We start from the raw sequence: 25,130 nt of genomic DNA on the forward strand, positions 1-25,130 counted from the left end.
CATGAGACCCTGAGAAAGGGCGCAAGATGGGAAAGAATGCCATGCGGGCGGGACTGACAGGATGGATCACGGCATTGGGCCTGCCGCTTTTGGTGGTGGCCTGTGGCATCAACGTGGCGCAGGGGCGCGGCGTATACGAGCGAAATTGCGTGCAATGTCATGGGGATACCGGATTGGGCGATGGGCCGTTTGCGGACAAGTTGCTAAAGCCGCCCACGGATCTGACGATTCTGGCGCGCAATAATGGCGGCACGTTTCCGGCGATGTATGTGACCGAGATTATCGATGGGCATTCGCGGTCTGAAGATTTTAGCGGCGCGATGCCTGAATTTGGCCCCGGTTTGGGGGGAGAAGAGTTGCAGCTTGGTCCGTTGGTGGATTATCTCGAGACCCTCCAGCGGTGAGCCGGGCGCAGTCAACAGGGGTATAGCTATGAAGAAACTGATTTTTTCGTTCCTGATCATGGGGATGTCCGGGGCCTGTATCGCCGGGGACGCCGAGGACGGGGCCGCGCTTTACATGGATCATTGCGCCACCTGTCACGGGATTGACCTGACCGGGCAGGGGCCGATGGCCGGGGTGATGGTGATCAAACCGGCGGATTTGACCAGCTTGAGCGCAGGCAATGGCGGGGCGTTTCCGCTTGTTCGGGTGATCCAACGCATTGACGGGCGCGATCCGCTGGTCAGCCATGGCAGCCCGATGCCGGTTTATGGCGACTTTTTCGAAGGGTTCGACGTGGCGATGAAGACCGATAGCGGGCAGCCGATCATGACCTCGAAACCGGTTGCGGACCTCGTGGAATATCTCAAGAGCGTACAGAAATGAAATACTGGATGATGGCGGCCGCTCTGGGCGTCGGGGCGATGGCCTGCGCCGAGGCGGAAATGCCCGAAGCCCCTGAAGGGGAAGCGATTTTTGCCGAGAACTGCGCGCTGTGCCATGGCGCGGGTGGGCGCGGAGACGGAGCGATTGCCGCCGGGTTGCGCCCCCGGCCCAGCGATCTGACACAGATTTCCCGGAGGGCCGGGGGGGCATTTCCCGTGGCCGAGGTGTTGAGCCAGATCGACGGCTATGAGCGGGACGCGATTGCCGGAGTGGATATGCCGGAATTCGGCGCGCTTCTGGAGGGCGATCTTGTGCCCGTGGACACAGGTGACGGGGTGATGACGCCGACGCCGCGCCCTCTGGCGGCGCTGCTGGCCTATCTTGAGAGCATCCAGCGTTAGGAAAGCGCCTGTGCCGCGGCGGTGATGGCGGATTGCGTGCGCGCGAGATCGTCATCGGTGAGCGCGAGGCAGGGATAGGTTTTGCCGGGCGATTTGAAGATGCCGTTGGCGCGCAGGCTTGCATTATAGGCGGCGGCGCGTGCCGTGTTGGAGGATTGCACATCGCGGTAATCGCGCACCGGATTCTCGGTGAAAACCACTTCGAACAGGGTGGGGTCTCCGACAATCTGGTAGGGGTGTCCCGAGGCATCCAGCGCGGTGCGGGTCATGGCCATGACCTCTTCCCCCCGCTGGCGCAGGGTGTCATAGGCCCCGTCGCGGCGCAGGATTTCCAGCGTTTTGAGTCCGGCCACGGCAGCGACCGGGTTGCCCGAGAGCGTCCCCAGCATCATCAGCCAATTCTCGGCACCGACCTTGGATTTGTCAAAATGGGCCATGATGTCGGCGCGCCCGGCGATGGCGGCAAGGGGCATGCCGCCGCCGATCACCTTGCCCAGCGTGCAGAGATCGGGGGTCGCGCCGTAAAGCGCCTGCGCGCCGCCATAGGCAAAGCGAAAGCCAGTGACGACCTCGTCAAAAATCAGAAGACAGCCATGATTGTCGGCCTCGTCGCGCAAGGCTTGCAGGAAACCGGGGGCGGGCGGGATGATGCGCTGCAGGGGTTCGACGATGATCGCGGCAACCTGTGGCCCGTATTCGGCCAAAAGCGAGCGGATATAGTCGATATCGTTGAATGGCGCGATCAGCATGTCTGCGGCGACGGCGGCGGGGATGCCGGCGCTGTCGGGGATGGCTTGGGGGAAATTCGCACGGTGTTCGGGGGCGAGGCTCATTTGTGCCTCGGCGGACATGCCGTGATAACCGCCTTCGAACTTGATGATCCGGTCGCGCCCAGTGAAGGCGCGGGCGAGGCGCATGGCGTACATGTCGGCCTCGCCACCCGAGGCGAGAAAGCGGAGCTGTTCAGCGCAGGGCACGGCGGCGCAGATCTCTTCGGCAAGCTCGATGGCAAAGGGGTTGTTGGCAAAGAAGGTCATGCCATGGGACAGCTGTGCGCAGATGGCGTCGATCACTTCCGGGTGGTTGTGGCCGAGAAGCATCGGGCCGGAGCCGATCAGATAGTCGACATAGGTCTGGCCGTTCGTGTCGGTGACGCGGGCGCCTTGACCCGAAGCGATGCAGATCGAGGGGTCGAAATTGCCGAGCCCGCCTGCGGGAAAGACGGCGCGGGCGCGGGCGGCCCAGTCGGTTTCGGATGCAATCGGGTGCATGTCAGTCACTCCAGAATGAGGTCGGGCGCCCCAAGCGCGGTGCGATCAGGGGAAATGCCAAGACCGGGGCCGCTGGGCGGTACAATCTGGCCATTGTCGCGGGTGGGGCCGTCGGGCGCGAGGCGCGGGGCAACATAGCCGGAAAGGTCGCAGGTGTTGAGCAGGCGCGCAGGCGGGGTGCTGGCCGCGAGATGCAGGAGGGCGGCGGTGGTGATGTCGGAACCCCATGTATCCTCGATGCAGAGTTTTGCGCCCAGATGCAGGCAGAGATCACGTGCGGCGCGGGTGGCGGAGAGGCCGCCGAACTTGGACAGCTTGAGGGCCACGGCGTCCATGATGCCAAGCTGGTGCGCCTCGAGCAGGGAGGCGGTGTCATGCGCGTTTTCGTCGAGTTTCATCGGCAGGTTTGTGGCGGCGCGCACGCGGGCGCAATCGGCCAGCGTGGCGCAGGGCTGTTCAAGCATGATGTCGAGATGCGCCACGGCGCGGCCCACGCGCGTCGCCTCAAGCGAGGTTGCGCCGCAGTTCCAGTCGCCATAGACCAGCGGGCCGGGGCCGACGGCCTCGCGCACCTTGATCAGGCGTTCGACATCGGTTTGCCAGTCGCCTGATGCGCCAAGCTTGACCTGAAACTGTGTGATTCCAGTGGCTTGCGCCTCGCGCGCAATGGCGGCCATGTCGTCAGGCGCGATGCAGGTGATGGAGTGATAGAGCGGCATGTGCGCGGCCTGTTGTCCGCCGAGCAGCGCAAAGAGTGGCAGGTTGGCGGCCTGTCCGGTGAGGTCCCAGAGCGCGATGTCGAGGGCGGATTTGGCATAGACATGCCCCTGCAGATGGGCGTTGGCGCGGGCCATGAGCGCTTCGGGTCCAATCGGGTTGGCACCGATGAGGACCGGGGCAAGTTCGCTCAGCGCGGGTGCGACGCCACGCGCATAGGCGGGCAGGTAGTGGGGGATCGGACAGACTTCGCCCCAGCCAGTCAGACCGGTGTCGGTGTCGAGCGCAAGCACCGCGGTTTCAACCGTGTCGCAGGTCTTGCCATCGGCCATGTGATAGGCCGCGTGGCTGGTGAGCGGCACGTGCCAGAGGGAGATGCGGGTGAGTTTCATGGGGCTGTCGCACGGGGGCTCTGCCCCCGCACCCCCGGGATATTTCTGGCAAAAGGAAGCATCAGGGCACCTCGTAAATGGCGGTGGGCGGGCCAAGGGCCTCTTCGTCGGGATGCATACCAAGGCCGGGCGTGTCGGGCAGGGTGAGGTGGCCGTTGGTGGCGCGGGGGCCGCGCCCGCCTGCGATTTCGGCGGTGATCATGTCCTGACAGGCCCAGACCGCATGGCACGCAGGATCGGGGATGGTGGCGGCGAGGTGCAGGGCTTCGGTGTCGGCCAGCACGGAGCCGCCGGTGGCCATGACGAACATGTCAATGCCATGGGTAAGGGCGATGTCGCGCAGGCGGGCGGCCTTGGTGAGGCCGCCGACGCGGTTGAGCTTGATCCCGAAGACCTCAGCCAGTCCGTCGCGGGCGATGCGGGCGGCGTCTTGCAGGGTGACGAGGGATTCGTCGACCGAGACCGGGGCGCTGTGCAGGGGGCGGATCGCGGCGATATCATCCAGCGTTTCGCAGGGCTGTTCGAACATGACATTCAAATCTTCCGTGGCCTGCATGACGCGCAGGGCCTGTTGCCGCGTCCAGCCGCGGTTGACGTCATAGAGGATGATCTCGTTTTCGGCGCGCCGGGCTTCGACATCGCGGATGCGGGCGATGTCGCGAGCCACGTCGCCGCCGATCTTGACCGAATGGGCGATATAGCCACGCGCCCGGTAGCGGTCCATCACGGCGCGGGTCTCTTCGATGGTTTTCGCCCCGACGGAGGAGGCGATGGGGATGGGGCGGTTTGCGTGCGCGCCCATCAGGGCAGCGATGGAGAGGCCGGCGGCCTGTCCGGCGATGTCCCAGCAGGCCATGTCGATCGGCGATTTGGCATAGAGATGCCCGGGCAGGGCGAGGTCCATGGCGCGCTCGACCTCAAGAAGGTGGCGCGGGTCAAGCCCGAGGATGAAGGGGGCCATGGTTTCGATCCCGGCGCGGATGCCGGGGCCGTGCGCGGGCACATAGGTGTGGCCCCATGGTGTGCCTTCGCCCCAGCCGGCGAGCCCTGCGTCGGTTTCCAGTTTGACGAAGGTGGCATCGAGCGTTTCGAATTTCAGCCGTCCGCCAGAGAGCCAGTAGGGATGTTCCAGCGGCAGGTCGCGGTGAAAGACGGTGATGCGGGTGAGTTTCATGTCGGGGTCTCGGACGGGGTCAGGACCGGGGCGGCATCAAAGCCATTACGCCAGACCACATAGGCCAGCAGGGGCGCGTGGGTTGTGTCGGTGGCGTGAGGTTGATTGCTTTCGTGGCAAACGATGTCGCCAGGGAAAAGCGTTTCGGGGGCTTCGTCGCCGCGGGCAAATTCTGCCTGACCGGCGAGGATCAGGTAGGCTTCTTCGCCGGGATGGTGGTGCCAGGGATAATGCAGGTGGGCGGGCATATAGACCACCCAGGCGCGCATCTGATCGCTGTGGAAGGGACCGCCGTCTCCGATCAGGCAATAACAGCCGAAGCGGGTCATGAAGTCTTCGCCGATATCCGTGCCCTTGTAGGTCTCGCGCCACTGTGCGTGCGGGGCGGCGGCGATGAACGCGTCGCGTAAGGGTGCAAAGCGGGTGGTGCTGAGTGCCGGATCGTTTTGCATCAGATCGCTGGCCGGGATGTGAAAGGGGGTGACCGGCTGGGGGCGGATGTCATCGGGGAAGGGGCAGAATTCTGTCATGCGCGGGTCGGCATCGTGCACCCGGCGGGCTTCGTCAAGGAGGTGGTCAAAGACTGTGCGGGTCATGGGATCACCACGATGTTGCCGGTGTGTTTTTTGGCGATGAAGGCCGCCTGCGCGGTGCGCAGGTCCCTGAGCGGGTAGGTGGCGGCCAGCGCCGGTTTGATTTCACCTGCCTCGATGTAGCGGATAATGTTCTGCATCACCTCGGGCGGGATCACGGTCGAGCCGGTGAAGGTGAGGTCGCGCAGGTAGAAGGTGCGCAGGTCCAGTTCGACCAGCGGTCCGGCAATGGCGCCCGAACAGGTGTATCGCCCGCCGCGTTCAAGGATGTCGATCAGCTTTGGCCAATCGGGGCCGCCGACGATATCGGCGACCACGGTGATCTTTTCATTCGCGAGCGCGGCGCGCAGGTTGTCGGGCGCGCGGGGCAGGATGCGGTCGGGGCCGAGTTGGGCGACCTCGGCGTGTTTGGTTTCCGAGGCCATGGCGATCACGCGCGCGCCGCGGCGTTTGGCAAGCTGCACCAGCGCGCCACCGACGCCCCCCGAGGCGCCGGGGACCAGCACGGTGTCCGCCTTGGTCACGTTGGCCCGGGTGAGCATGCCTTCGGCGGTAGAGTAGGAGCAGGAGAAGGTGGCCAGTTCCGCGTCGCTGAGCGGGGAGGAGATGGCGAGGGCATTGCTGGCGGGGATGGTGGCATATTGCGCAAAGCCGCCATCGCGCTCGGAGCCGAAATAGCCGGTCTTTTCCTTGTTCTGTGGGTCGTAGGGGTCGCGCAGCCAGTTGTCAGTCAGGACGCGTTCGCCGATGCGGGCCGGGTCAACGCCGTCGCCAACGGCAACGATTTGACCGCAGACATCGGCGCCCTGGATACGCGGGAAGGTGAGCGGACGCCCGCCCCATGTCGGGTCGTCTTCATCGACCGCGTCAAAGGCGCCGCCGGTGGTCGCGTCACCGACGGCCTTGGAGTACCAGCCCGACCTTGTATTGACGTCGGTATTGTTGAGGCCGCAGGCGCCGACCTTGATCAGCACCTCGCCGGGGGCGGGGGTGGGGGTGGGCCAGTCCTCGTGCCAGTCATAAGCGTCCAGATCTCCGTGGCCGGTGAGCAGCATCGCCTGCATGGTGGCGTGAATGGTCATGGAGTGGTTCCTCGTGGATGGGGAGCCGGGGGCTCTGCCCCCGTCGCCCTCGGGGCGACTCCCCCGGGATATTTTGGGCCAAAGGAAAAACGGGTCATTCTGCGGCCTCTTGCGTGTTGTCGGTGCGGGGGCGGGTGGCCTGCGGGTCGTATGCGGCCTCGGCCAGGACGCGGGCGGCGCGGGGGCGGCCTGCGATGATCACTGTGAGGTTTGTGTCGGGCGTGGCGGCGTGGGGTTTCAGGTAAGCGAAGGCGAGGATCTTGCCGACGGTATGGCCATAGACGACGGAGGCGGTGGAGCCGACCACGGTGCCATTCAGAAGAACGGCTTCTCCGCCGTGGCCATCATTTGTCCCGTCGGGGTCGATTTCGAGATAGGTGCAGATCCATGGCAGGTTGGATTGGGCGCTGGTGCGGGTTGCTTCGGCCCCGAGGTAGTCCTTGTCGAGTTTCACGAAACGCATGACATTGGCTTCGGGCAGGGTGACTTCGTTGGTGAGTTCGCCTGCGCCGGGGAAGGCCTTTTCCATGCGCAGGGCGTTCATGGCGAAAGAGCCGTAATTGGCGATGCCGTGAGGCTGGCCCGCCTGCCAGAGCGCGTCATAGATCGCGGGGGCGGCGGCGTTGGGCATGTGCAACTCCCAGCCCAGTTCCCCGGCATAGGACATGCGGAAGGCCCAGATTTTATGGCCCGCAACGGTGATTTCGCGGGCCGAGAGCCAGCGGAAGGCGGCGTTGGAAAGATCTGCGTCGGTGCATTGCGAGAGCACGTCGCGGGACAGGGGGCCGTTCAGCGAAAGCGCCGACCAGTCGCTGGAAAGGCAGGTGATGGTGGCGTCGGCATCGCCTTGGTGGCGGTGCAGGTGGTCGAGCAGGCGTTGCTCGAAGAAGGCGGCGCAGACGAGATAGAACTGGTCATCGGCCATGCGCAGGATCGTGGTTTCCAGCTCGATCCGACCGCGGCGGTTGAGCATATGGGTCAGGGTGATCGCGCCGTTTTTTTGTGGCATGCGATTGGCGGTGAGGCGGTCGAGCAGGGCATAGGCGTCGGGACCTTCCACCATGACCTTGGTAAAGGCGGTCACGTCCATGAGGCCGACCCGTTCACGCACAGCCTTGCATTCAAAGGCGACCATGTCGTGCACCACGTTGCGGGTGAAGCTGTAGTGATCGCGCTGTTCCACGCCGTCGCGGGCGAACCAGCGGGGGCGTTCATGGCCAAAGACTTCTTCATGCACGGCGCCTGTCTTTTTCAGGCGGTCATGCAGGGGCGAGGGTTTCACCGGGCGCCCCGCAAGGCGGTTGAAATGCGGAAAGGGGATTTCGTGGCGCAGGCAATAGTCTTCCTTGGCCTTGATCACCTGCCATTCTGGGGTGGCGTATTCTCCAAATCGGCGCGGGTCATAGTCGCGCATGGCAATATCGGCGGCGCCATGCACCATCCAGCGGGCCAGTTCGCGGGTCAGGCCCGGCCCCCAGCCGATGCCGATCTGGGTGCCGCAGCAACACCAGTAATTTTCCACGCCCGGTGCGGGGCCGATCAGCGGGTTGCCGTCGGGCGGGTGCGAGATGGCGCCGTGCACGTCGCGGGTGATGCCGAGATCGGCAAAGATCGGCATCCGGTCGAGCGCGTTTTCCAGCCATGGCATGACGCGGTCATAATCGGCCTCGAACAGCCAGTTCTCATACTCCCACGGGCATTCATCGAGCCAGACCGCGTTGGGGTTGGCTTTTTCATAGATGCCGATCAGGCCCTTTTTCTGCTCCATGCGGATATAGCCTGAGACCTTTTTGTCATCTCGGATGACAGGAAGTTCCGTGGGCAGGTCGCGGAATTCCGGCACTTCGTCGGTGACGAAATAGTGGTGCGTCATCGAGGTCATGGGCAGTTGCAGCCCTGACCAGTCGCCCATCTGGCGGGCATAGGTGCCGCCCGCATTGACCACGTGTTCGCAGGTGATCGTCCCCTGATCGGTTTCGACCACCCATTCATGGCCGCGCTTGAAAATGTTGCTGGCGCGGCAGCGGCGGATGATGCGCACGCCTTTGGCCCGCGCGCCGGCGGCCATGGCCATGGTCACGTTGGTCGGATCGACATGGCCGTCATCGGGGGTGTGGAGTGCGCCTTGGACGCCTTCGAGATTGTAGAAAGGGTGCAACTCGGCGACACGGTCGGGGCCGACCAGTTCGATGTTGAAACCGAGCGAGCGCCCCACCGACAGGGTGTGACGCAGCCAGTCCATTTCGTCTTCGGTATAGGCCAGCCGGAAGGACCCGCAGCCGTGCCATGTCACGGGTTGACCGGTTTCCTGCTCCAGCCCGCCGGAATAGAGGCCGATGTTGTAATCGACACATTTGCCAAGCGAGAAAGACGAGGTCGAATGCGTGATCTGGCCCGCGGCGTGCCACGTGGAGCCGGAGGTCAGTTCGGCCTTTTCCAGAAGCACCGTGTGGGCGCCCCAGCCTTCATGCGCAAGGTGATAGGCGAGGCCGACGCCCATGACGCCGCCGCCAACAATGACGACCCGGGCGTGGCTTGGAAGGGAAGATGAGGACATGAGGCCGACTCGCTCTGGTACGGTTGTTTCTTGTGGACAGGCTAGGCAATCATTTGTACCATCGTCAATCATGAATGACACAAATGTATCAGAAACCGTGCTGAGCCGCCTTTCCGAAGAGTGGGATGACCTGACGCCCGAGGCGCAGAAAGTGGCGCGCTATGTGCTTGAAAACCCGCGTGATGTGGGGGTGTCGACCGTGCGCGAGATTGCCGAGGCGGCGAAGGTCAAGCCAAACACCGTCGTGCGCATGGCGCGGCAGGTGGGGTTCGAGGGCTACGAGGATTTCCGCGAACCGTTCCGCGAGGCGATTCGGCGTGGGACGGCCTCTTTCCCGGATCGGGCGCGGTGGTTGCAGGATATCCGGCGGCAGGGGGCGCTGGGCGGGCTTTATGCCGACATGGTGAGCGCGGCCCTGCGCAACATCGAAGAGACCTTCGCTGGGATCAGTGAAGAGGCGCTGCGCGTGGCGGCCGAGGCGATCTGGAACTCGCGCAATGTCTATACGCTGGGCGTGGGGGTCAACAATTCCAACGCGCGCAATTTCACCTATCTGGCCAGCACCGGCATGGTGCAGTTCCACGCCATCCCCCGCCCGGGATCGACGCCGGTGGATGACATTGCCTGGGCAGATGAGCGCGACGTGCTGATTGCCATCACCTGTGCGCCGTATCGGCGCGAAGTTGTCGAGGCGGTCGAGGTGGCGCGCGAACAGGGGATGTGCGTGATCGGGATTTCGGATTCGCCCGCGTCACCGATCATTCGCGGAGCCGCGCATGGCTTTGTCGTGGCCGCTGATACGCCGCAGTTCTTTCCCAGTTCGGTGTCGACCATCGCCCTGCTGGAAACCTTGCTGAGTTTCGTGATCGCCTCGGCCAGTCCCGAGATCGTGGCGCGGGTCGAGAAGTTCCATGAGCGCCGTCACCAGTTGGGGATTTATCAGGAGGACATGCCATGAGCGACAGCCCCGTCCATTCGCTTGAGGCGCGTTATTACACCGATCCGGCGATCTATGCCCAAGAGATGCGGGGGCTTCTGGCGTCTACGTGGCAATTTGCGCTGCACCTGTCGGATATTCCCAATGTCGGGGATTACGCTGCCTTCGAGATTGCCGGAGAAAGCCTGTTTGCCATTCGTGGGCGGGACGAGGTGGTGCGGGTGTTCTACAATGTCTGCCAGCACCGTGCGCATGAGATGGTGTCGGGGCGGGGCAATACGCGGGTTGTGGTCTGTCCTTATCATGCGTGGACCTATGAATTGAGCGGCGGCCTGCGGGCGGGGCCGAATATCAAGGCAGTGCCGGGGTTTGACCGTTCGGAGATATGCCTGACCGAGGTGCGCAGCGAAGACTTTCTCGGTTTCCTGTTTGTCAATCTCGATGACGCCGCCGCGCCAATGGATGACTGGTATCCGGGGGTGCGCGCCGAGCTGTTGGAATTTGTGCCCTGGATCAAGGAACTCGCGCCGCTGGAATGGGTGGAGGTGCCCGAAAACTGCAACTGGAAAGTGTCGGTCGAGAATTACTCGGAATGTTATCATTGCCCGATCAACCATCCGACCTTTGCCGAGGGGGTGGTCAAACCCGAGACCTATGACATTCAGCCCGACGCGGGCGGCGGTTATGTGCTGCGCCACACCACGGAATGTCAGAGCCTTGAGAAGATGACCTATCCGGTGGATATGTCCGTGGCCCATGCCGGGGATTATCAAAGCTGGTTCCTGTGGCCGATGTTCTCGTTCCAGTGCTATCCGGGCAATGTGCTCAATACCTATCACTGGCGCGCCGAAGAGGTGGATCGCTGCACGGTCTGGCGCGGCTGGTACACCGCGGGTGGCGTAGAGAGTGACGTGATCCGGGCATTGGCGGTGCAGGATCGCGAAACCACCGTGGAAGAGGATATCCGGCTGGTCGAAAGCGTGCAGCGCGGGCTGGCCTCGCGCGGGTATCGACCCGGACCGCTGGTTTTGGACCCGCAATGCGGCGTACACTCGGAACATTCGATTGCGCGGCTGCAGCAGTGGATGCGCGCGGCGGTGGAGTAGCGGCAAGGAGGGATCGGAGATGAGGACGGGGCGGTGTTTTTGCGGGCAGGTGCGCTGGGAAACGGATGCGCCGGTGCTTTGGGCCGGGCATTGTCATTGTGACAGTTGCCGGCGGGCGACCTCGGCCCCTTTCACCTCGTTCTTCGGTGTGGTGCGGGACAGCGTGCGCTGGTCCGGGACGCTGGCCGACTACGTGACATCTGGCGGGAGAGTGCGCCGGAAGTTCTGTCCGGCATGTGGCACCCAGATGACCTATCAATCCGAGGCCTGGCCGGAGGAGACCCATCTCTATGCCGCGACGCTGGACGATCCGGCGCAGTTTGAACCACAGGCGCACTTCCACTGGGCCGAGCGCCTTCCCTGGCTGGCGATTGCCGACGACCTGCCCAAGTTTGCCGCGTCTGCCGATGGCGCGCAGCCGGTGGCCTGATCGCTTGGGCGATCCTGTGCGATCCTGATACGCTTGCATGGTGGTTTGAGGAGAATTGGCATGACGGCACCCTATGCTCTTTATTACTGGCCGATCCCGTTCCGGGGGCAGATCATTCGCGTGATCCTTGCCCATGCCGGTGTGGATTGGCGTGAGGCGGATTGGGAAGAGGTGGGCGCGCTGAAAGGGCAGGCGGTCGGGAACCTTCCCTATCCGTTCATGGCACCGCCCCTGCTGGAGGATCGCAAGGCGGGGCGCTGGATCAGCCAGTTGCCGGCGATCACCATGTATCTTGGGCGCAAGCACGGGCTGAGCCGGGTGCCGGACACGGAATTGCGGCTGGTTTGTGATGCTTCCGACATCTTGGTGGAAGTTACCCGTGGCCATGGCGCGCAAATGTGGGATCGGGCGGCGTGGGATGATTTTGTCGCGATCCGCCTGCCGCGCTGGATGGCGCTGAATGAACGGCTGGTGATCGACGAGGCACTGGATGCGGGCGAGATTGACCTGTCGCAGCTGATTCTGACCGGGCTTTGGCACAACATGGTGCGCTGTTTGCCGGGGTTGCGCCCGGTTCTGGCGGCCCATGCGCCAACCGTTGCGGCGCTTGTGGATCGGGTTGCGCAGACGCCGCGGGTTGCGGCTCTGTTTGCGGCGTGGGACGATGGCCCGGCGCGCTATTGTGCGGGTGAGATTGAGGCGTCCATCTTGGACATGCTGGAAGGGAAAGAAGACTTATGAGCCTGTTTGACGAAGACCTGTTCCTGAAAGGGTTGGAACAGCGCAAGGGGACGTTGGGCGCGGAGTACGTGGAAAAGAACCTTGCCGCCGCAGACGATTTTACACGCCCCTTTCAGGAGGCGATGACGGCGTGGTGCTGGGGCTTTGGCTGGGGCGATGACGTGATCGAACCCAAGACCCGGTCGATGATGAACCTCGCCATGCTCGGGGCGCTGGGCAAGATGCATGAATGGGAAATTCACCTCAATGGCGCGCTCAACAATGGCGTCACGGTAGAAGAAGTGCGCGCGATCATTCACGTGGTCGGCATCTATTGCGGCGTGCCGCAGTCGCTGGAGTGTTTCCGCGTGGCGCGCAAAGTGCTGGAAGAGCGTGGGTTGCTCTGAGGGCCACCTAGATTCCCACGGATCGTTCCGGCGCCCGTGGTCATGCGCGCGCCAATGCGATATCGGACGGGAGAGTGCAAAAGGAAGCTGTTCCGATGATGTCGTCCCCCGTTCAGTTGACCCGCGATCTTGTTCTGATTGGCGGTGGCCATGCCCATGCGCTTGTGCTGCGCATGTGGGGGATGCGCCCCTTGCCCGGCGTGCGGGTGACGCTGATCAATCCCGGCCCCACAGCGCCCTATTCGGGCATGTTGCCCGGCCATATCGCCGGGCATTATGCGCGCGATGATCTTGATATCGACCTTGTGAAACTGGCGCGTTTTGCCGGGGCGCGGCTGATCATGGCGCCTGCCGAGGGGATTGACCCTGTGGCGCGGACGATCGCCGTGAAGGGGCGGGGGCAAATCGGCTATGATGTGGCGTCGATTGACGTTGGAATCCATGCCGAGATGCCGGGGATCGAAGGGTTTGGGGAGCATGCGCTAGGCGCCAAGCCGCTGGATGTCTACGCGAGCCGCTGGGCGGCGTTTCTCGACGCGGCTGCCAAGGGGGATGTTGCACCCGAGGTGGCGGTCATCGGGGGTGGCGTGGCCGGGAGCGAGCTGGCGCTGGCCATGGCCCATGCGCTGGGCACGCGGGGATGCGCGGGCAAGGTGACGGTGATCGAGGCGGGGCCAAAGATCACCGGGCGCACGGCGGCGGCGGAGCGGCATTTGTTGGGCGCAATGGGCGATCTGAGCGTTGAGGTCATGACCAACGCGCAGGTGGCGCAGGTCGAGGCAGAGCGGGTCATGCTCAAGGGCGGCACATCGGTGCCAAGTCGGTTCACGGTCGGTGCCGCAGGCGCGTTTGCCCATGGCTGGCTGGCCGAAAGCGCGCTCCCCCTGACCGAAGACGGGTTTGTGCGGGTGCGTGACAGCCTGCAGGTCGAGGGGTTGGACGATCTTTTTGCGGTGGGTGATTGCGCGCATATGGGGGCGACGCCGCGCCCCAAGGCCGGTGTGTTTGCGGTACGTGCGGGCAAGGTGTTGCATGACAATCTGCGGGCGGTCCTGTCGGGGGGACAGGCACGCGCGTTCCGGCCGCAAAAGGATTACCTCAAGCTGATCTCGCTGGGTGGGAAATCTGCCGTGGCGGAGAAATGGGGGCGTACGCTGTCCGGTCCGGCGCTGTGGCGCTGGAAGGATCACATTGATCAGAAATTCATGGACAAGTTCCGCCATTTGCCCGCGATGACCGCGCCAAATCCACCGCGTGAGGTGGCGCTGGAGGCGGTGCCGGAACAACCTTTGTGCGGGGGCTGTGGGTCAAAGGTGGGGCCGGGGACTTTGTCCGGGGTGTTGGAAAGCCTGCCGCGATTGGGGCGGGCGGATGTGCTTTCCGGTCCCGGTGACGATGCGGCGGTCTTGCTGGTGGGGGGCGTGCAGCAGGTGGTGACGACGGATCATTTGCGCGCCTTTTCCGAGGATTTTGGTCTAATGGCGCGGATTGCGGCGGTGCACGCCTTGGGCGATATCTGGGCCATGGGCGCCGCGCCGCAAGGTGCGCTGATGTCCGTGACCTTGCCGCGGATGAGCGCGGCTTTGCAGGCGCGCAGCATGGCCGAGATCCTGCGCGAGGCTGGGGAGGTGCTGAACGCGTCGGGGGCCGAGATTGTGGGCGGGCATTCGACCATGGGCAGCGAGTTGACCATCGGGCTGACCCTGACCGGGTTGGTCGAGGGCTCGGCGATCAGCAATGCCGGGGCGCGGGGCGGCGATGTGCTGATCCTGACGCGACCCATCGGGTCGGGCACGGTTTTGGCCGCAGAGATGCAGGGCAAGGCGCGAGGCGCGGATGTGCAGGCGGTGCTTGCCGAGATGGCGCGCCCGCAGGGGGGTGCGGCGGCAATCCTTGAGGGCGCACATGCGATGACGGATGTGACCGGGTTCGGGCTGGCCGGGCATCTGATGGCGATGTGCCGGGCGTCAGGTGTGGCTGCGACGCTCGATCTGGAGGCGGTGCAGGTCTATCCGGGGGCGTTGGAGTTGGCCAAGGCGGGGCATCGTTCGACCATCTGGCAGGCCAATGCCGACAGCGCGCCGGTTTTTGGCGCGACGGGTGCGCGTGGCGCGTTGTTGCATGATCCGCAGACGGCAGGCGGGCTTTTGGCGGCGGTGGAGGCCGGAACCGCCGGGGTTCTGGTTGAGGCGCTGCGGGCCAAGGGCCATCAGGCGGCGGTGATCGGGCGTCTTGAAACGGGCGCGCCTGCGATTACTGCAGGGTGATGATCTTGCGGGCGCAGACCGCGAGCGTGTCGTCGCTCAGGTCCGGCAGGTCAAACGGCGTGGCATCAGGCGCGTGGGCGCGGCTGATGCGGGTATAGCGCGGATCGTAGTGTGTCTCGATCAGCTGTTGGGCGAGGGTGCGGAAGTCTCCTGTTCCGGCGATTTCGCGCCATTTGGCCACCTGCTCATGCCCGTGATAGCGCACGAGTTGCTGCAGGACCTGATCAAGCTTGTCAGAATCTTCGATCATGTCGGGATAGGCGGTCAGCAAGTGATCCGCGCGCGCCGCAAGCGGCGCGGTGAGGCGCAGGTTGGGCGCGGCGATCATGGCCTGCCACAGGGTTGGCGGAATGATCAGGCGTCCAATCTTGGAGCTTTCGGCTTCGACATAGACCGGGCGGGACGGATCAAGCCGCGCCATACCCATCGCCAGACGGCTTTCAAAGGTTTTCTGGCTGGGTTGATGCGCGCTCATCGGGCCAAAGAGCGAGCCGCGATGTTCGGCCATGGCTTCGAGGTCGAGTGTTTGCGCGCCTTGGGCTGCGAGGTGGTCGAGAAGGCGGGTCTTGGCCGTGCCGGTGCCGCCGTCGATCACCACCACCGGGCAGGGCATGGGCGCGTCATAGAGCGCCTTGGCGACAAGACGGCGATAGCGCTGATAGCCACCGTCCACCGTGTCGGCGCGCCAGCCGATCTGTTTGAGGATAATGGCGACCGAACCGGAGCGCTGACCCCCGCGCCAGCAATAGACCAGCGGGCGCCAGCCGCCCGGACGGTCGGCCAGCGGACCTTCGAGATGGGCGGCGACGTTGTGCGAGACAAGCGCGGCACCGATCTTGCGCGCTTTGAAGGGATCGTCCTGCACGTAGATCGTGCCGACACGGGCACGTTCCTCGTTCGACAGTGCCGGGAGGTTGATCGCGCCGGGGATGTGGTCTTCGGCGTATTCGGCAGGCGAGCGGACGTCGATGATCTCGTCAAACGGGAGAGTGGCGAGGTCGGAAAGGGTGGTCAGCTCTTGGGGCATGGGGCAGTCCGTCGGTTGGGCTGCCCGGTGATAGCTTGATGGAGCGGGGATGGCCAGCACCTCGCCCGGAATCAAGGCGTGCACTCACGCCGCCGGGCAGCGCCCGACCGCCCCTTGGGCGGGCGCTTTTGGGAGGGTGGTTTGATGCTCTGAGTTGATCAGAGCTGCGCGAGACAAAGTGACTTACTTATGCGGAGCAGCGCCCACCCTCGGTCGGGCGCTGCCCGGCTTTTCTTCAGTAAGCGTTCATGGTCAGCAGTTCATATTCCGCCACCATTTCGTCATCCTGATTGGTCAGCGTGACGTGCCAGCGGACTTCGCCATATTCATCGTTGCGCTTGGTCTTTTTCTTGACCGTCAGACGCACCTTGATGCTGTCACCCGCCGAGACAGGCTTCATGAAACGCAGGCCATCGAGACCAGTATTGGCCAGAACCGGACCTTCGTTGGGTTCCACGAACATGCCGGCGGCGAAGGACAGGAGCAGGTAGCCATGTGCAACGCGGCCCGGGAAGAACGGGTTCCGGCGGGCGGCCTCTTCGTCCATGTGGGCATAGAAGGTGTCGCCGGTGAAGTTGGCGAAATGCTCGATGTCGTCCATGGTGACGGTGCGCGGCGCGGTGTGCAGGGTTTCACCAACCGACAGTTCGCCGAATTTCCGGGTGAAGGGGTGGGCCTCTTCGGTGATCTCTGCCGCTCCCGGCACCCATTTGTCGCCAATCGCCGACAGGATATCGGGCGAGCCCTGAATCGCGGTGCGCTGCATGTAGTGTTTTACGCCGCGAATACCGCCGAGTTCCTCGCCACCACCGGCGCGACCGGGGCCGCCATGCACCATGTGGGGCAGGGGCGAGCCGTGGCCGGTGCTTTCCTTCATCGAGTCGCGGTTGTTGAAGTATATGCGCCCGTGGAAGGCGCCTGCGCCGATGGCGACTTCGCGCGCGACGGTCGGATCGTGCGTAATGCAGGAGGTGACAAGCGAGCCTTGCCCCTTGTTGGCCAGCGCAATCGCGTGATCAAGGTCGCGGTAGCCCATGACGGTGCTGACCGGGCCGAAGGCCTCGGTGTCATGCACGCGCTGCGCGTTGTCGGGATCGGCGCAATGGAACAGCATTGGCGGCACAAAGGCGCCTTTCTCGGCGTCGGCCCCTTCGACGGTGAAGTTGTCGGGATCGCCAAAGACGCGCTCGGCCTCGGTCCCGATCAGCGCGGCCTTTTCCAGCACGTCGCGCTTCTGGCTGCCCGAGACCAGCGCCCCCATGCGGGTGGTTTCAAGGCGGGGATCGCCGATCACGGTTTTCGAGAGCCGCGCCGAGAGCGCTTCGATCAGCGCCTCGACACTGTTCTGGGGCGCGATGATACGGCGGATGGCGGTACATTTCTGCCCTGCCTTGGTGGTCATCTCGCGGCTGACTTCCTTGACGAAGAGGTCAAACTCGGGTGTGCCAGGGATCGCGTCGGGGCCAAGGATCGAGGCGTTGAGGCTGTCGGCCTCGGATGTGAACCGGGTGTTGTTTCCAAGGATCAGCGGGTTGGAGCGTAGTTTCAGCGCGGTGTCGGCCGAGCCGGTAAAGGCCACGGCATCCTGACAGGTGAGGTGATCCAGCATGTCGCCCAAACCGCCGGAAACCAGCTGCAGCGCGCCTGCAGGAAGGATGCCGGAATCGATCATCAGTTTGACGCAAAGTTCAGTCACGTAACAGCTGTTGGTGGCCGGTTTCACGATGGCCGGAACCCCGGCGAGCAGGGTAGGGGCGAGCTTTTCAAGCATGCCCCAGACAGGGAAGTTGAAGGCGTTGATATGGATCGCAACCCCCTGCAGCGGGGTGCAGATGTGTTGGCCTAGGAAGGTGCCATTGCGCGACAGCTGCTCGATTTCCCCGTCGAGATAGACGTGGCTGTCGGGCATCTCCTTGCGGCCTTTGGAGGCAAAGACCAGCATCGTGCCGATGCCGCCGTCGATGTCGATCATGTGATCGGACTGGGTCGCGCCGGTGTCAAAGGACAGGTCATACATCGCCTGACGATGTTCGCGCAGGTGCATGGCCAGTGCCTTGAGCATGCGGGCGCGGTCATGGAAGGTCAGCTTGCGCAGGTTCGGACCGCCAACGTTGCGGGCGTAATCCAGCATGGCCTGCACGTCGAGCGCATCATTGCCCGCGGTGGCGATGACGTCGCCGGTGATGGCGCTGGCGATGTTGCGCGCGCCTGCGCCGGGGGCGATCCATTGGCCGGCGGCAAAGCTGGAGATGTTCTGTACGGTCATAAGTCTTGGTCCTCAGGTCAGTGTGGCGGGCAGGCGGGCGTAACCGCGAAAGCGGATGCGTCCCCCGCGCTGTGCGCCGGGTGTCAGGTGGTAATTCGGGTAACGTTGCAGGAAGCGGCCCACGGCAATGCGCCCCTCCATGCGGGCCAGTGTCAGGCCGACGCAGGTATGGGCGCCGCCCGCAAAGGCGAGGTGTTTGTTGGGGCGGCGGTCAAGCTGCATCTCGTCGGGACTGTCGAACTGGCGTGGGTCGCGGTTGGCGCCACCCATGCAGAGATGCAGGTCGGTGCCTGCCGGAATGGTGACGCCGTGCAGGGTGATGTCGCGCGTGGTCAGGCGGTTGCCGAACTGGTTGGGGCTTTCCAGTCGCAGGAATTCATCGACGGCGGTGGTGATCAGGTCCGGATTACCCAGCAATTCGGCGCGTTTGGCAGGGTACTGATCCAGAAGGGCAATGGCATTGCCGATCAGGTTGGTCGTGGTTTCGTGACCCGCATTCAGGATGAAAATGCAGTTCTGGTAAAGCTCGACCTCGGTGAGGTGATCCCCGGTCGTCTGCATCAGGCGCGTGAGCACGTCGGTTTCCGGATCGCCCGGATGGGCGCGGCGGTCTTCGATGATGTGGCGCAGGAAGGCCTTGAAATCGGTGACGGCCTGATGGCCGGTGGCCAGTTGTTCGTCTGTCAGCGCCGGTTCCAATGCGCCGAGAATGGCCAGAGACCAGTCGCGCAGCGGGTCGCGTTCGTCGCGCGGAATGCCCAGAAGGTTGCCGATCACCTCGATTGGAATCGCCCCTGCAAAGGCTTCGATCAGTTCGACCTCGGCCTGATCGGCCATCTCGTCCAGCAGCGAGTCGATCAGAGTCACCAGACCCGGTTCCATCTGCGCCAGGGCGCGGGGGTTCATCGCTCCGACCATCACCTTGCGCACGCGGGTGTGCAGCGGCGGGTCGTTGAACACGAGCGAGTTGGTGTGGTGCTCGTAAAGCGGAGAATCAACGCCGTATTTCGGACCGAACACAGCCTTCTTGTCCGAGATGAACGTGTCCGTGTCGCGATAGACCATGTCGAGATCGGCGTAGCGCGACAGGATGAACGACCCGTCAGGCTGTGCACAGACCGGGGCCTCTTCACGCAAATGCGCGTAGATCGGATAGGGGTTTTCGTGGAACCCCGCGGGCGGGGCCGTCAGTGTCAGGATATCGGACATGGTTCGCTCTCCTCCCAAGGAGCGGAATCATCTTCTCGTTATTTATTGACCAACCGTTCGGTTTATGCAAGTAAAGACTCGGGACGAGGCCCAGACAGGGTGCAGAGGAGGCATCATGAGCGAAACGATTCTTGTGACAGGGCATGGCAATTGGGTCGAGGTGACTCTGAACCGCCCGGATCGGCTCAACAGTTTCAACGACGAGATGCATCTTGCGCTGCGCAAGGCGCTTGAGACCGCGTGGGACGCGGGTGCGCGGGCGGTCTTGCTAACCGGGGCGGGGCGCGGGTTCTGTGCCGGACAGGATCTGGGCGATGTGGACCCGTCGGCGATGAAGGAACCGGCCGATCTTTCGATCACGATCCGGACCTTCTATTCCCCGCTGATCAAGCTTTTGCGCGAGATGGACATGCCGATTGTCTGCGCGGTTAATGGCGTGGCCGCTGGAGCGGGGGCGAATATCGCTCTGGCTTGTGACATTGTTCTGGCCGGTGAAAGTGCAAAATTCATCCAGTCCTTTGCAAATGTCGGCCTTGTGCCGGATGCGGGGGGGACCTGGGCGCTGACCCGTCTTCTCGGGGAAGCCCGCGCCAAGGCGCTGGCCATGACCGGTGCGCCGGTGACGGCGGCGCAGGCGGCAGAGTGGGGCATGATCTGGCAAGCGCTGCCGGACGCGGAACTGATGGACGCGGCGCGCAAGCTGACCGAGAAGCTCGCCAACGGGCCGACCGTGGGGCTGGGCCTGACCAAGGCGGCGATCCAGGCGGCCAGCATGAACACGCTTGAGGATCAGCTTGAACTGGAAGCCGAGTGCCAGAAGCAATGCGGGTTCAGCGCGGACTATGCCGAAGGTGTTTCTGCTTTTCTGAACAAGCGCAAGCCGAACTATCAGGGGCGCTGAGACCATGACGCCGAAGGAACGCGCCGAGAAATCCGCTGCCGCTATGTGGGCCAGCGACCGCGCCAGCCAGCATATGGGCATGGCGATCACCGGGATCGACGAAGGCCGGGCGGTGCTGACCATGGCGGTGCGCCCCGAGCATTGCAACGGCCATGGCATCTGCCATGGCGGCGTGACCTTCACGCTGGCGGACAGCGCCTTTGCCTTTGCCTGCAACAGCCGCAACCTGTCGACCGTGGCCCAGCACAACATGATCAGCTACATCGCGCCCGGGCGCGAGGGCGATATTTTGACCGCCGATGCGCGCGAAGTCAGCCAGACCGGGCGCAGCGGCATTTACGACGTTAAAGTCACCAATCAAGACGGCGCCTTGATCGCCGAGTTCCGTGGGTTCTCGCGTCAGATCAAGGGCAATTTGTTCGACGAATAGTCGAAAGGAGGAGAGATATGCAGGATTTGACACCCCCCCGTGATATTCTGGACCCGATTGAGATTGCCTCGATCGACGAGATCCGCGCGCTGCAGCTGGAGCGCCTGAAATGGTCGGTGCGTCATGCTTATGACAACGTGCCGATGTACAAGCAGCGGTTTGACGACGCCGGCGTGCACCCAGATGATCTGCAATCGCTGGCCGATCTGTCTAAATTCCCGTTCACCTACAAGAACGACTTGCGCGACAACTACCCGTTTGGCCTGTTTGCCGTGCCGCGTTCGCAGATCATGCGCCTGCACGCTTCGTCAGGGACGACCGGCAAACCGACCGTGGTGGGCTATACCGCGAATGACATTTCGAACTGGGCCGACCTTGTGGCGCGCAGCTTGCGGGCCGCGGGCCTGCGCAAGGGCGACATGGTGCACAACGCCTATGGCTACGGCCTCTTTACCGGCGGCCTTGGCGCGCATTACGGCATCGAACGCCTTGGCGCGACCGTGGTGCCGATGTCGGGCGGGCAGACCGAGAAACAGGTGGGCCTGATCACCGATTTCCAGCCCGACGGGATCATGGTGACGCCGTCCTACATGCTCAACATCCTTGAGCAGTATCACAAGGTTGGCATGGACCCGCGCGACTGCTCGCTCAAGGTGGGCGTGTTCGGGGCCGAGCCCTGGACGGACGCGATGCGCAAGGAAGTCGAAGAGGCATTCGACATGCATGCGGTTGATATCTATGGACTTTCCGAAATCATGGGACCGGGTGTGGCCAATGAATGCGTCGAGACCAAGGATGGCCCGGTCATCTGGGAAGACCACTTCCTGCCCGAGATCATTGATCCGGCCACGGGCGAAGTGCTGCCGGATGGAGAGATGGGCGAACTGGTCTTTACCACGCTGACCAAGGAAGGTCTGCCAATGATCCGCTATCGCACCCGCGATCTGACCCGGTTGTTGCCGGGCACCGCGCGCAGCATGCGGCGCATGGAAAAGATCACCGGTCGCAGCGATGACATGATCATTCTGCGCGGTGTGAACGTGTTCCCGACCCAGATCGAGGAGCAGGTTCTGGCAACCGGCGGGTTGTCCAGCCATTTCCAGATCGAGCTTTACAAGTCCGGTCGCATGGACGCGATGCGGGTCTTTGTCGAGGCCGCGGCGGATTCGACTGATAACCTGTCCAAGACGGCTGCGGCGCGCATGCTGACCAAACGGATCAAGGACATTGTTGGCGTTTCCACCGAGATTATCGTAGGAGACCCGGGAGCCGTCGAACGTAGCCAAGGCAAAGCCAAGCGCGTCGTCGACAACCGCGACAAGGAGTGAGTTTTGGCCAGAACGATCGCAAAGGACCACGACCAGAAACGCGAGAACATCCTCAAGGCTGCGGCCCGGGTGTTTGCCAACGAGGGCTTTGACCGGGCCTCGATGTCGATGCTGGCGCGCGACTGCGGGATTTCGAAGGCCAATATCTATCACTACTACGACAGCAAGGATGCCATTCTCTATGACATCCTTGAAACCTACCTGAGCGCGCTGCGCGACCGGATCTGCGGGATCGACCTTGATGGGTTGGACCCGCAGGAAAAGGTGTTCCGCGTGGTCCGCGAAATCCTGATGGCGTATCAGGGCGCGGATGACGAACACCGCGTCCAGATCAACGGTGTCGAGATGCTGCCGCCCGAACAGCAGAAGGTTCTGCGCGGATACCAGCGTGATATGGTGACGTTCCTGAGCGATATCCTGGAGCAGGCCGCACCCGACGTGCTTGGCGCCGACAATGCCAAGTTGCGGGCGGCGACGATGTCGGTCTTTGGCATGCTCAACTGGTATTACATGTGGAATACCGGTGCAGGCACGCAGGCCCGAGAAGACTATGCGCGGCTGGTCAGCAACCTGACACTGGGCGGTGTGCCCACAATCTGAACCCGACAGGATACCGGTCCGTTTCCCGTTTGATGCTGGGGGCGCCCGGTCCTGCGAGCCCATGAACATGTTGCGGACTCCCGCATCTTCGACTTAGCCTGTGGGTAAACTCAGGCAAGAAGGATGGTGGGCATGTTCAGGATTATTGCCGCTCTGCTGTTATGCAATTTCGGGTTTCCGGCAGCCGCCGCGACGTTTTCACCCGATACCACGAACGGGTGCATGGCCCGCATGGAAGGCACCATCGAACGTGGTGATTTCGAGCGATTTCAGTCTTTTGCACAGCAACATCTGAAGCCGTCCAACCACGAGGAAGGCACCGGCGACGTTGTGCTTTGCCTGAACAGCCCCGGAGGATCGCTTGGAGAAGCCGTCAAGATCGCGGATTACCTTGAACAGAATTACGTGGGCACCGCGGTGGGGGACGGGGATAAGTGCCTGTCGGCCTGTGCGGTGGTTTTCATGATGGGCACAAGAGCGCTGATCGAGGATTTCACCATCAATCGCAGTTTGCACGTGAATGGCACCCTTGGGTTTCACAGGCCGCAGTTCAGCCTGCCGTCGGGGGGCAGCTATTCGGCGGAGGTGGTGAACCGCTCGTTCCAGCTCGCACTTGAGGCGACGTTGCAGTTCGTGCAACTGGCTAACCGGATGCAGAATTACGTGGCGGTGCCGATGGTCGAGGCGGACCTGATGGAGGCGATGTTCGCGCATGAGGGTGAGGATTTTTTCTATATCGACACCGTGGGCAAGGCCGGACGCTGGAAGATTGATGTGACGGGCTTTCCCGTGCCCACCGAAGTCAGCCCGCGCGAGGCGCTGATCGCCTGTGACAACCTTTCGGAGTGGCTGACGCAGGTGCCCGGGGCGGACCTGTCCATCGCCACGGATCGGGATGGCATCAACTACCTCAAATCCGCAGTGGCGCGGGTGCGCGTGCGCGCCGATGATCCGGGAGACACCTACTTTGTGATTGGGCGTGTAGACGGTATGGGCGACCGGGAATGTCGCGTGCAGTTCGATGTCTCGCCATCCGGGTTGGAATGGGGCGTGGTGCAGGCTTGTGGGGGAACGCTGCATGAAACCCGCGCGATTGGGGAACATTGCGATATCGACATTACCGGCAGGGACGTGAGTTTTGCCAATATGAGCGCGAACCCCGCCATCGCCATGTTCCCCCCTGACACACCGTTGCGCACGCTTCCATCCTATGCCGCGCAGGTGGCTGCCGAGGCGCCGGACATCAACGCGCGTTTCGACATGCCGATCTATGGCGGCTGTGGTGTCAGCGAGGGGCAGGGCATGGTCGTCACGCGGGTCGATAACTTTGCCAATATCCGGGATGCTGCGGACTTCAGCGCGCGCGTGGTGGCTGAAGCGCCCAGAAACACCCGTTTGTGGTCGCTTGAACGCGGTGGGCGGCTGGTCGGGTCTGATGCGACCCGCGCCCGGTGCCGGACAGCATGCCAGGCGTTGGGTCGCTATTGGGACTATGACGACAAGGCGCAATACCGACGTGACCGGGAGGCGGTGTCCCAGTGTTTCGAGGATAATGCAATCTGGTATCGGGTGGAAGATGCGGCGGGTAAACAGGGTTACGTCAGCGCCAAGTTTCTCAACCACCCGTGGGATGGCCACAACCCCTGACGCCGTGCATGCAAAAAGCGGCGCCCCGATCGGGACGCCGCTTTCCGGCATTTCGCAATGTCGCGGGCCGCTTAGCCCGCCTTGAGGCCCAGCTTGTCCAGCACGGCCTTGGCCTCGGCTTCCCAGCGTGTGCGGAGCTCGGCATTGGTCGACTTGCGCAGGCCCATCTTCTTGAGGCTGTCGGCTTTGGTCGAATCCGCCGCGCCGAACGAGGCCGCCACGCGGGGCCACCAATAGTCCACCGAAGCTTGCAGGCCGTCCGCGTTGCCACCATCGACAAGCTTGGTCAGGCCCTCTTCGGCCAGTTCCGCATGGCGCGCTTCGATCGGCGCAATGGCGCGGAAGGCTTCGGCCAGCGGCTGGTAGGACACCAACGAGAACTCTGCCATCTGCACGGCCACGGCGCGTCCCATCAGGAGGTTCATCACCACCGCGTCGGACCAGCCGTTCAGCGGATAGTTGAACACCGCAAGGCGCATGTCGTGATCAGTGCGGCTGGCGCCGATATCGGCGTCGCGGTCAAGCCGCGCGGTCCACGGGTGGTGGTTGGCATAGCGGTCACCGTCCACGCCGAATTCACCCATGACCTTCAGCACGCGGTTGGCGTTGTCGGTTTTTTCCAGCACGATCTTGGCCGCGGCGATGCGTTCCTTGATGCCGGGGCCGGCATTGATCACGTCGGCAAAGCCCGCGGCACCGGCCAGTTCGCTGTCCACGAAAGTGGTCATCAGCTTCATCAGTTCCGCACGGTAGCGTGGCGGCACGTTCATCGGGTTGGTCAGCACGCCACCCTGGGCGAGATAGCTGTCGAGGCTCATTTCTTCGGTCATTGTCTTTCCT

General features: G+C 63.4%; 24 protein-coding genes. 14 read left to right on the top strand and 10 right to left on the bottom strand.

The genetic code is table 11. From position 1 onward, the window contains the following. Nucleotides 1–26 precede the first annotated feature (26 nt). The 3 genes from ACS3QZ_RS00585 to ACS3QZ_RS00595 are packed head-to-tail and all read left to right on the top strand — an operon-like array spanning nucleotide 27 to nucleotide 1,229. Complete coding sequence (locus ACS3QZ_RS00585; RefSeq protein WP_456036086.1) at nucleotides 27–404, top strand: c-type cytochrome; 378 nt, start codon at nucleotides 27–29, stop codon at nucleotides 402–404. A gap of 28 nt (nucleotides 405–432) precedes the next feature. After that, nucleotides 433–828 carry a c-type cytochrome gene (locus tag ACS3QZ_RS00590; RefSeq protein WP_456036087.1) on the top strand — a complete coding sequence of 132 codons (396 nt, stop codon included), beginning with the start codon at nucleotides 433–435 and terminating at the stop codon, nucleotides 826–828. After that, the gene (locus ACS3QZ_RS00595) at nucleotides 825–1,229 is read left to right on the top strand and encodes a c-type cytochrome (RefSeq protein WP_093095427.1); all 405 of its coding nucleotides are present in this window, start codon (nucleotides 825–827) and stop codon (nucleotides 1,227–1,229) included. The genes ACS3QZ_RS00590 and ACS3QZ_RS00595 overlap by 4 nt, the downstream gene beginning before the upstream one ends. Here ACS3QZ_RS00595 and ACS3QZ_RS00600 read toward each other — a convergent pair. From ACS3QZ_RS00600 to ACS3QZ_RS00625, 6 genes are all read right to left on the bottom strand, one after another. Then, on the bottom strand, nucleotides 1,226–2,500 hold the full coding sequence (locus tag ACS3QZ_RS00600) for an aspartate aminotransferase family protein (RefSeq protein ID WP_456036088.1): 1,275 nt from the start codon (nucleotides 2,498–2,500) through the stop codon (nucleotides 1,226–1,228). The genes ACS3QZ_RS00595 and ACS3QZ_RS00600 overlap by 4 nt on opposite strands. A gap of 5 nt (nucleotides 2,501–2,505) precedes the next feature. After that, nucleotides 2,506–3,609: a mandelate racemase/muconate lactonizing enzyme family protein gene (locus ACS3QZ_RS00605; protein ID WP_456036089.1), complete on the bottom strand. Its 1,104-nt coding sequence runs from the start codon at nucleotides 3,607–3,609 to the stop codon at nucleotides 2,506–2,508. Between the two features lie 61 nt (nucleotides 3,610–3,670). After that, nucleotides 3,671–4,783 (bottom strand): mandelate racemase/muconate lactonizing enzyme family protein, encoded by a 1,113-nt coding sequence (locus tag ACS3QZ_RS00610; protein WP_456036090.1) that lies wholly within the window; start codon nucleotides 4,781–4,783, stop codon nucleotides 3,671–3,673. Then, a complete protein-coding gene (locus ACS3QZ_RS00615; protein WP_456036091.1) occupies nucleotides 4,780–5,379 on the bottom strand; it encodes a dimethylsulfonioproprionate lyase family protein in 600 nt (199 codons plus the stop codon). Before ACS3QZ_RS00615 ends, ACS3QZ_RS00610 begins: the two co-directional genes overlap by 4 nt. Continuing rightward, a complete protein-coding gene (locus ACS3QZ_RS00620; RefSeq protein WP_456036092.1) occupies nucleotides 5,376–6,458 on the bottom strand; it encodes an alcohol dehydrogenase family protein in 1,083 nt (360 codons plus the stop codon). Before ACS3QZ_RS00620 ends, ACS3QZ_RS00615 begins: the two co-directional genes overlap by 4 nt. Nucleotides 6,459–6,552: 94 nt before the next feature. Continuing rightward, nucleotides 6,553–9,015, bottom strand: a complete 2,463-nt coding sequence (locus tag ACS3QZ_RS00625) for an FAD-dependent oxidoreductase (protein ID WP_456036093.1) — start codon at nucleotides 9,013–9,015, stop codon at nucleotides 6,553–6,555. A gap of 70 nt (nucleotides 9,016–9,085) precedes the next feature. Between ACS3QZ_RS00625 and ACS3QZ_RS00630 the strand changes: the two genes are divergently transcribed. The 6 genes from ACS3QZ_RS00630 (at nucleotide 9,086) to selD (ending at nucleotide 14,882) form a co-directional block, all read left to right on the top strand. Next, nucleotides 9,086–9,973 carry a MurR/RpiR family transcriptional regulator gene (locus tag ACS3QZ_RS00630; RefSeq protein WP_456036094.1) on the top strand — a complete coding sequence of 296 codons (888 nt, stop codon included), beginning with the start codon at nucleotides 9,086–9,088 and terminating at the stop codon, nucleotides 9,971–9,973. Then, a complete protein-coding gene (locus ACS3QZ_RS00635) occupies nucleotides 9,970–11,058 on the top strand; it encodes an aromatic ring-hydroxylating oxygenase subunit alpha (protein ID WP_456036095.1) in 1,089 nt (362 codons plus the stop codon). Before ACS3QZ_RS00630 ends, ACS3QZ_RS00635 begins: the two co-directional genes overlap by 4 nt. 19 nt (nucleotides 11,059–11,077) lie before the next feature. Further along, a complete protein-coding gene (locus ACS3QZ_RS00640) occupies nucleotides 11,078–11,488 on the top strand; it encodes a GFA family protein (protein WP_456036096.1) in 411 nt (136 codons plus the stop codon). Between the two features lie 60 nt (nucleotides 11,489–11,548). Next, nucleotides 11,549–12,229: a glutathione transferase, Atu5508 family gene (gst, locus tag ACS3QZ_RS00645; RefSeq protein WP_456036097.1), complete on the top strand. Its 681-nt coding sequence runs from the start codon at nucleotides 11,549–11,551 to the stop codon at nucleotides 12,227–12,229. Continuing rightward, the gene (locus tag ACS3QZ_RS00650; RefSeq protein WP_456036098.1) at nucleotides 12,226–12,615 is read left to right on the top strand and encodes a carboxymuconolactone decarboxylase family protein; all 390 of its coding nucleotides are present in this window, start codon (nucleotides 12,226–12,228) and stop codon (nucleotides 12,613–12,615) included. Before gst ends, ACS3QZ_RS00650 begins: the two co-directional genes overlap by 4 nt. Nucleotides 12,616–12,710: 95 nt before the next feature. Then, nucleotides 12,711–14,882, top strand: coding sequence for a selenide, water dikinase SelD (gene selD / locus ACS3QZ_RS00655; RefSeq protein WP_456036099.1), 2,172 nt, complete (start codon nucleotides 12,711–12,713; stop codon nucleotides 14,880–14,882). Here the strand turns inward: selD and mnmH are convergent. The 3 genes from mnmH to ACS3QZ_RS00670 all read right to left on the bottom strand — a co-directional run bounded on the left by mnmH (nucleotide 14,869) and on the right by ACS3QZ_RS00670 (nucleotide 19,384). Then, the gene (mnmH, locus tag ACS3QZ_RS00660) at nucleotides 14,869–15,909 is read right to left on the bottom strand and encodes a tRNA 2-selenouridine(34) synthase MnmH (protein ID WP_456036100.1); all 1,041 of its coding nucleotides are present in this window, start codon (nucleotides 15,907–15,909) and stop codon (nucleotides 14,869–14,871) included. The genes selD and mnmH overlap by 14 nt on opposite strands. 235 nt (nucleotides 15,910–16,144) lie before the next feature. Further along, nucleotides 16,145–18,175, bottom strand: coding sequence for a phenylacetic acid degradation bifunctional protein PaaZ (gene paaZ / locus ACS3QZ_RS00665; protein ID WP_456036101.1), 2,031 nt, complete (start codon nucleotides 18,173–18,175; stop codon nucleotides 16,145–16,147). 12 nt (nucleotides 18,176–18,187) lie between these two features. After that, the gene (locus ACS3QZ_RS00670; protein ID WP_456036102.1) at nucleotides 18,188–19,384 is read right to left on the bottom strand and encodes a cytochrome P450; all 1,197 of its coding nucleotides are present in this window, start codon (nucleotides 19,382–19,384) and stop codon (nucleotides 18,188–18,190) included. Nucleotides 19,385–19,499: 115 nt separating this feature from the next. On the opposite strand from ACS3QZ_RS00670, the gene paaG reads away from it, so the two are divergent. From paaG to ACS3QZ_RS00695, 5 genes are all read left to right on the top strand, one after another. Beyond that, a complete protein-coding gene (gene paaG, locus ACS3QZ_RS00675; RefSeq protein ID WP_456036103.1) occupies nucleotides 19,500–20,285 on the top strand; it encodes a 2-(1,2-epoxy-1,2-dihydrophenyl)acetyl-CoA isomerase PaaG in 786 nt (261 codons plus the stop codon). Between the two features lie 4 nt (nucleotides 20,286–20,289). Next, nucleotides 20,290–20,715 carry a hydroxyphenylacetyl-CoA thioesterase PaaI gene (gene paaI / locus ACS3QZ_RS00680; protein WP_456036104.1) on the top strand — a complete coding sequence of 142 codons (426 nt, stop codon included), beginning with the start codon at nucleotides 20,290–20,292 and terminating at the stop codon, nucleotides 20,713–20,715. A gap of 17 nt (nucleotides 20,716–20,732) precedes the next feature. After that, nucleotides 20,733–22,043: a phenylacetate--CoA ligase PaaK gene (gene paaK / locus ACS3QZ_RS00685; RefSeq protein WP_456036105.1), complete on the top strand. Its 1,311-nt coding sequence runs from the start codon at nucleotides 20,733–20,735 to the stop codon at nucleotides 22,041–22,043. A gap of 3 nt (nucleotides 22,044–22,046) precedes the next feature. Further along, nucleotides 22,047–22,643, top strand: coding sequence for a TetR/AcrR family transcriptional regulator (locus ACS3QZ_RS00690; protein ID WP_456036106.1), 597 nt, complete (start codon nucleotides 22,047–22,049; stop codon nucleotides 22,641–22,643). Between the two features lie 132 nt (nucleotides 22,644–22,775). Next, nucleotides 22,776–24,290: a hypothetical protein gene (locus tag ACS3QZ_RS00695; protein ID WP_456036107.1), complete on the top strand. Its 1,515-nt coding sequence runs from the start codon at nucleotides 22,776–22,778 to the stop codon at nucleotides 24,288–24,290. Nucleotides 24,291–24,361: 71 nt separating this feature from the next. On the opposite strand, the gene ACS3QZ_RS00700 is transcribed toward ACS3QZ_RS00695, so the two are convergent. Beyond that, entirely contained in the window at nucleotides 24,362–25,120 is a 759-nt protein-coding gene (locus ACS3QZ_RS00700; protein ID WP_456036108.1) for a Phenylacetic acid catabolic protein, read from the bottom strand. Nucleotides 25,121–25,130: the final 10 nt, after the last annotated feature.

It is taken from the genome of Shimia sp. W99 (assembly GCF_053851455.3).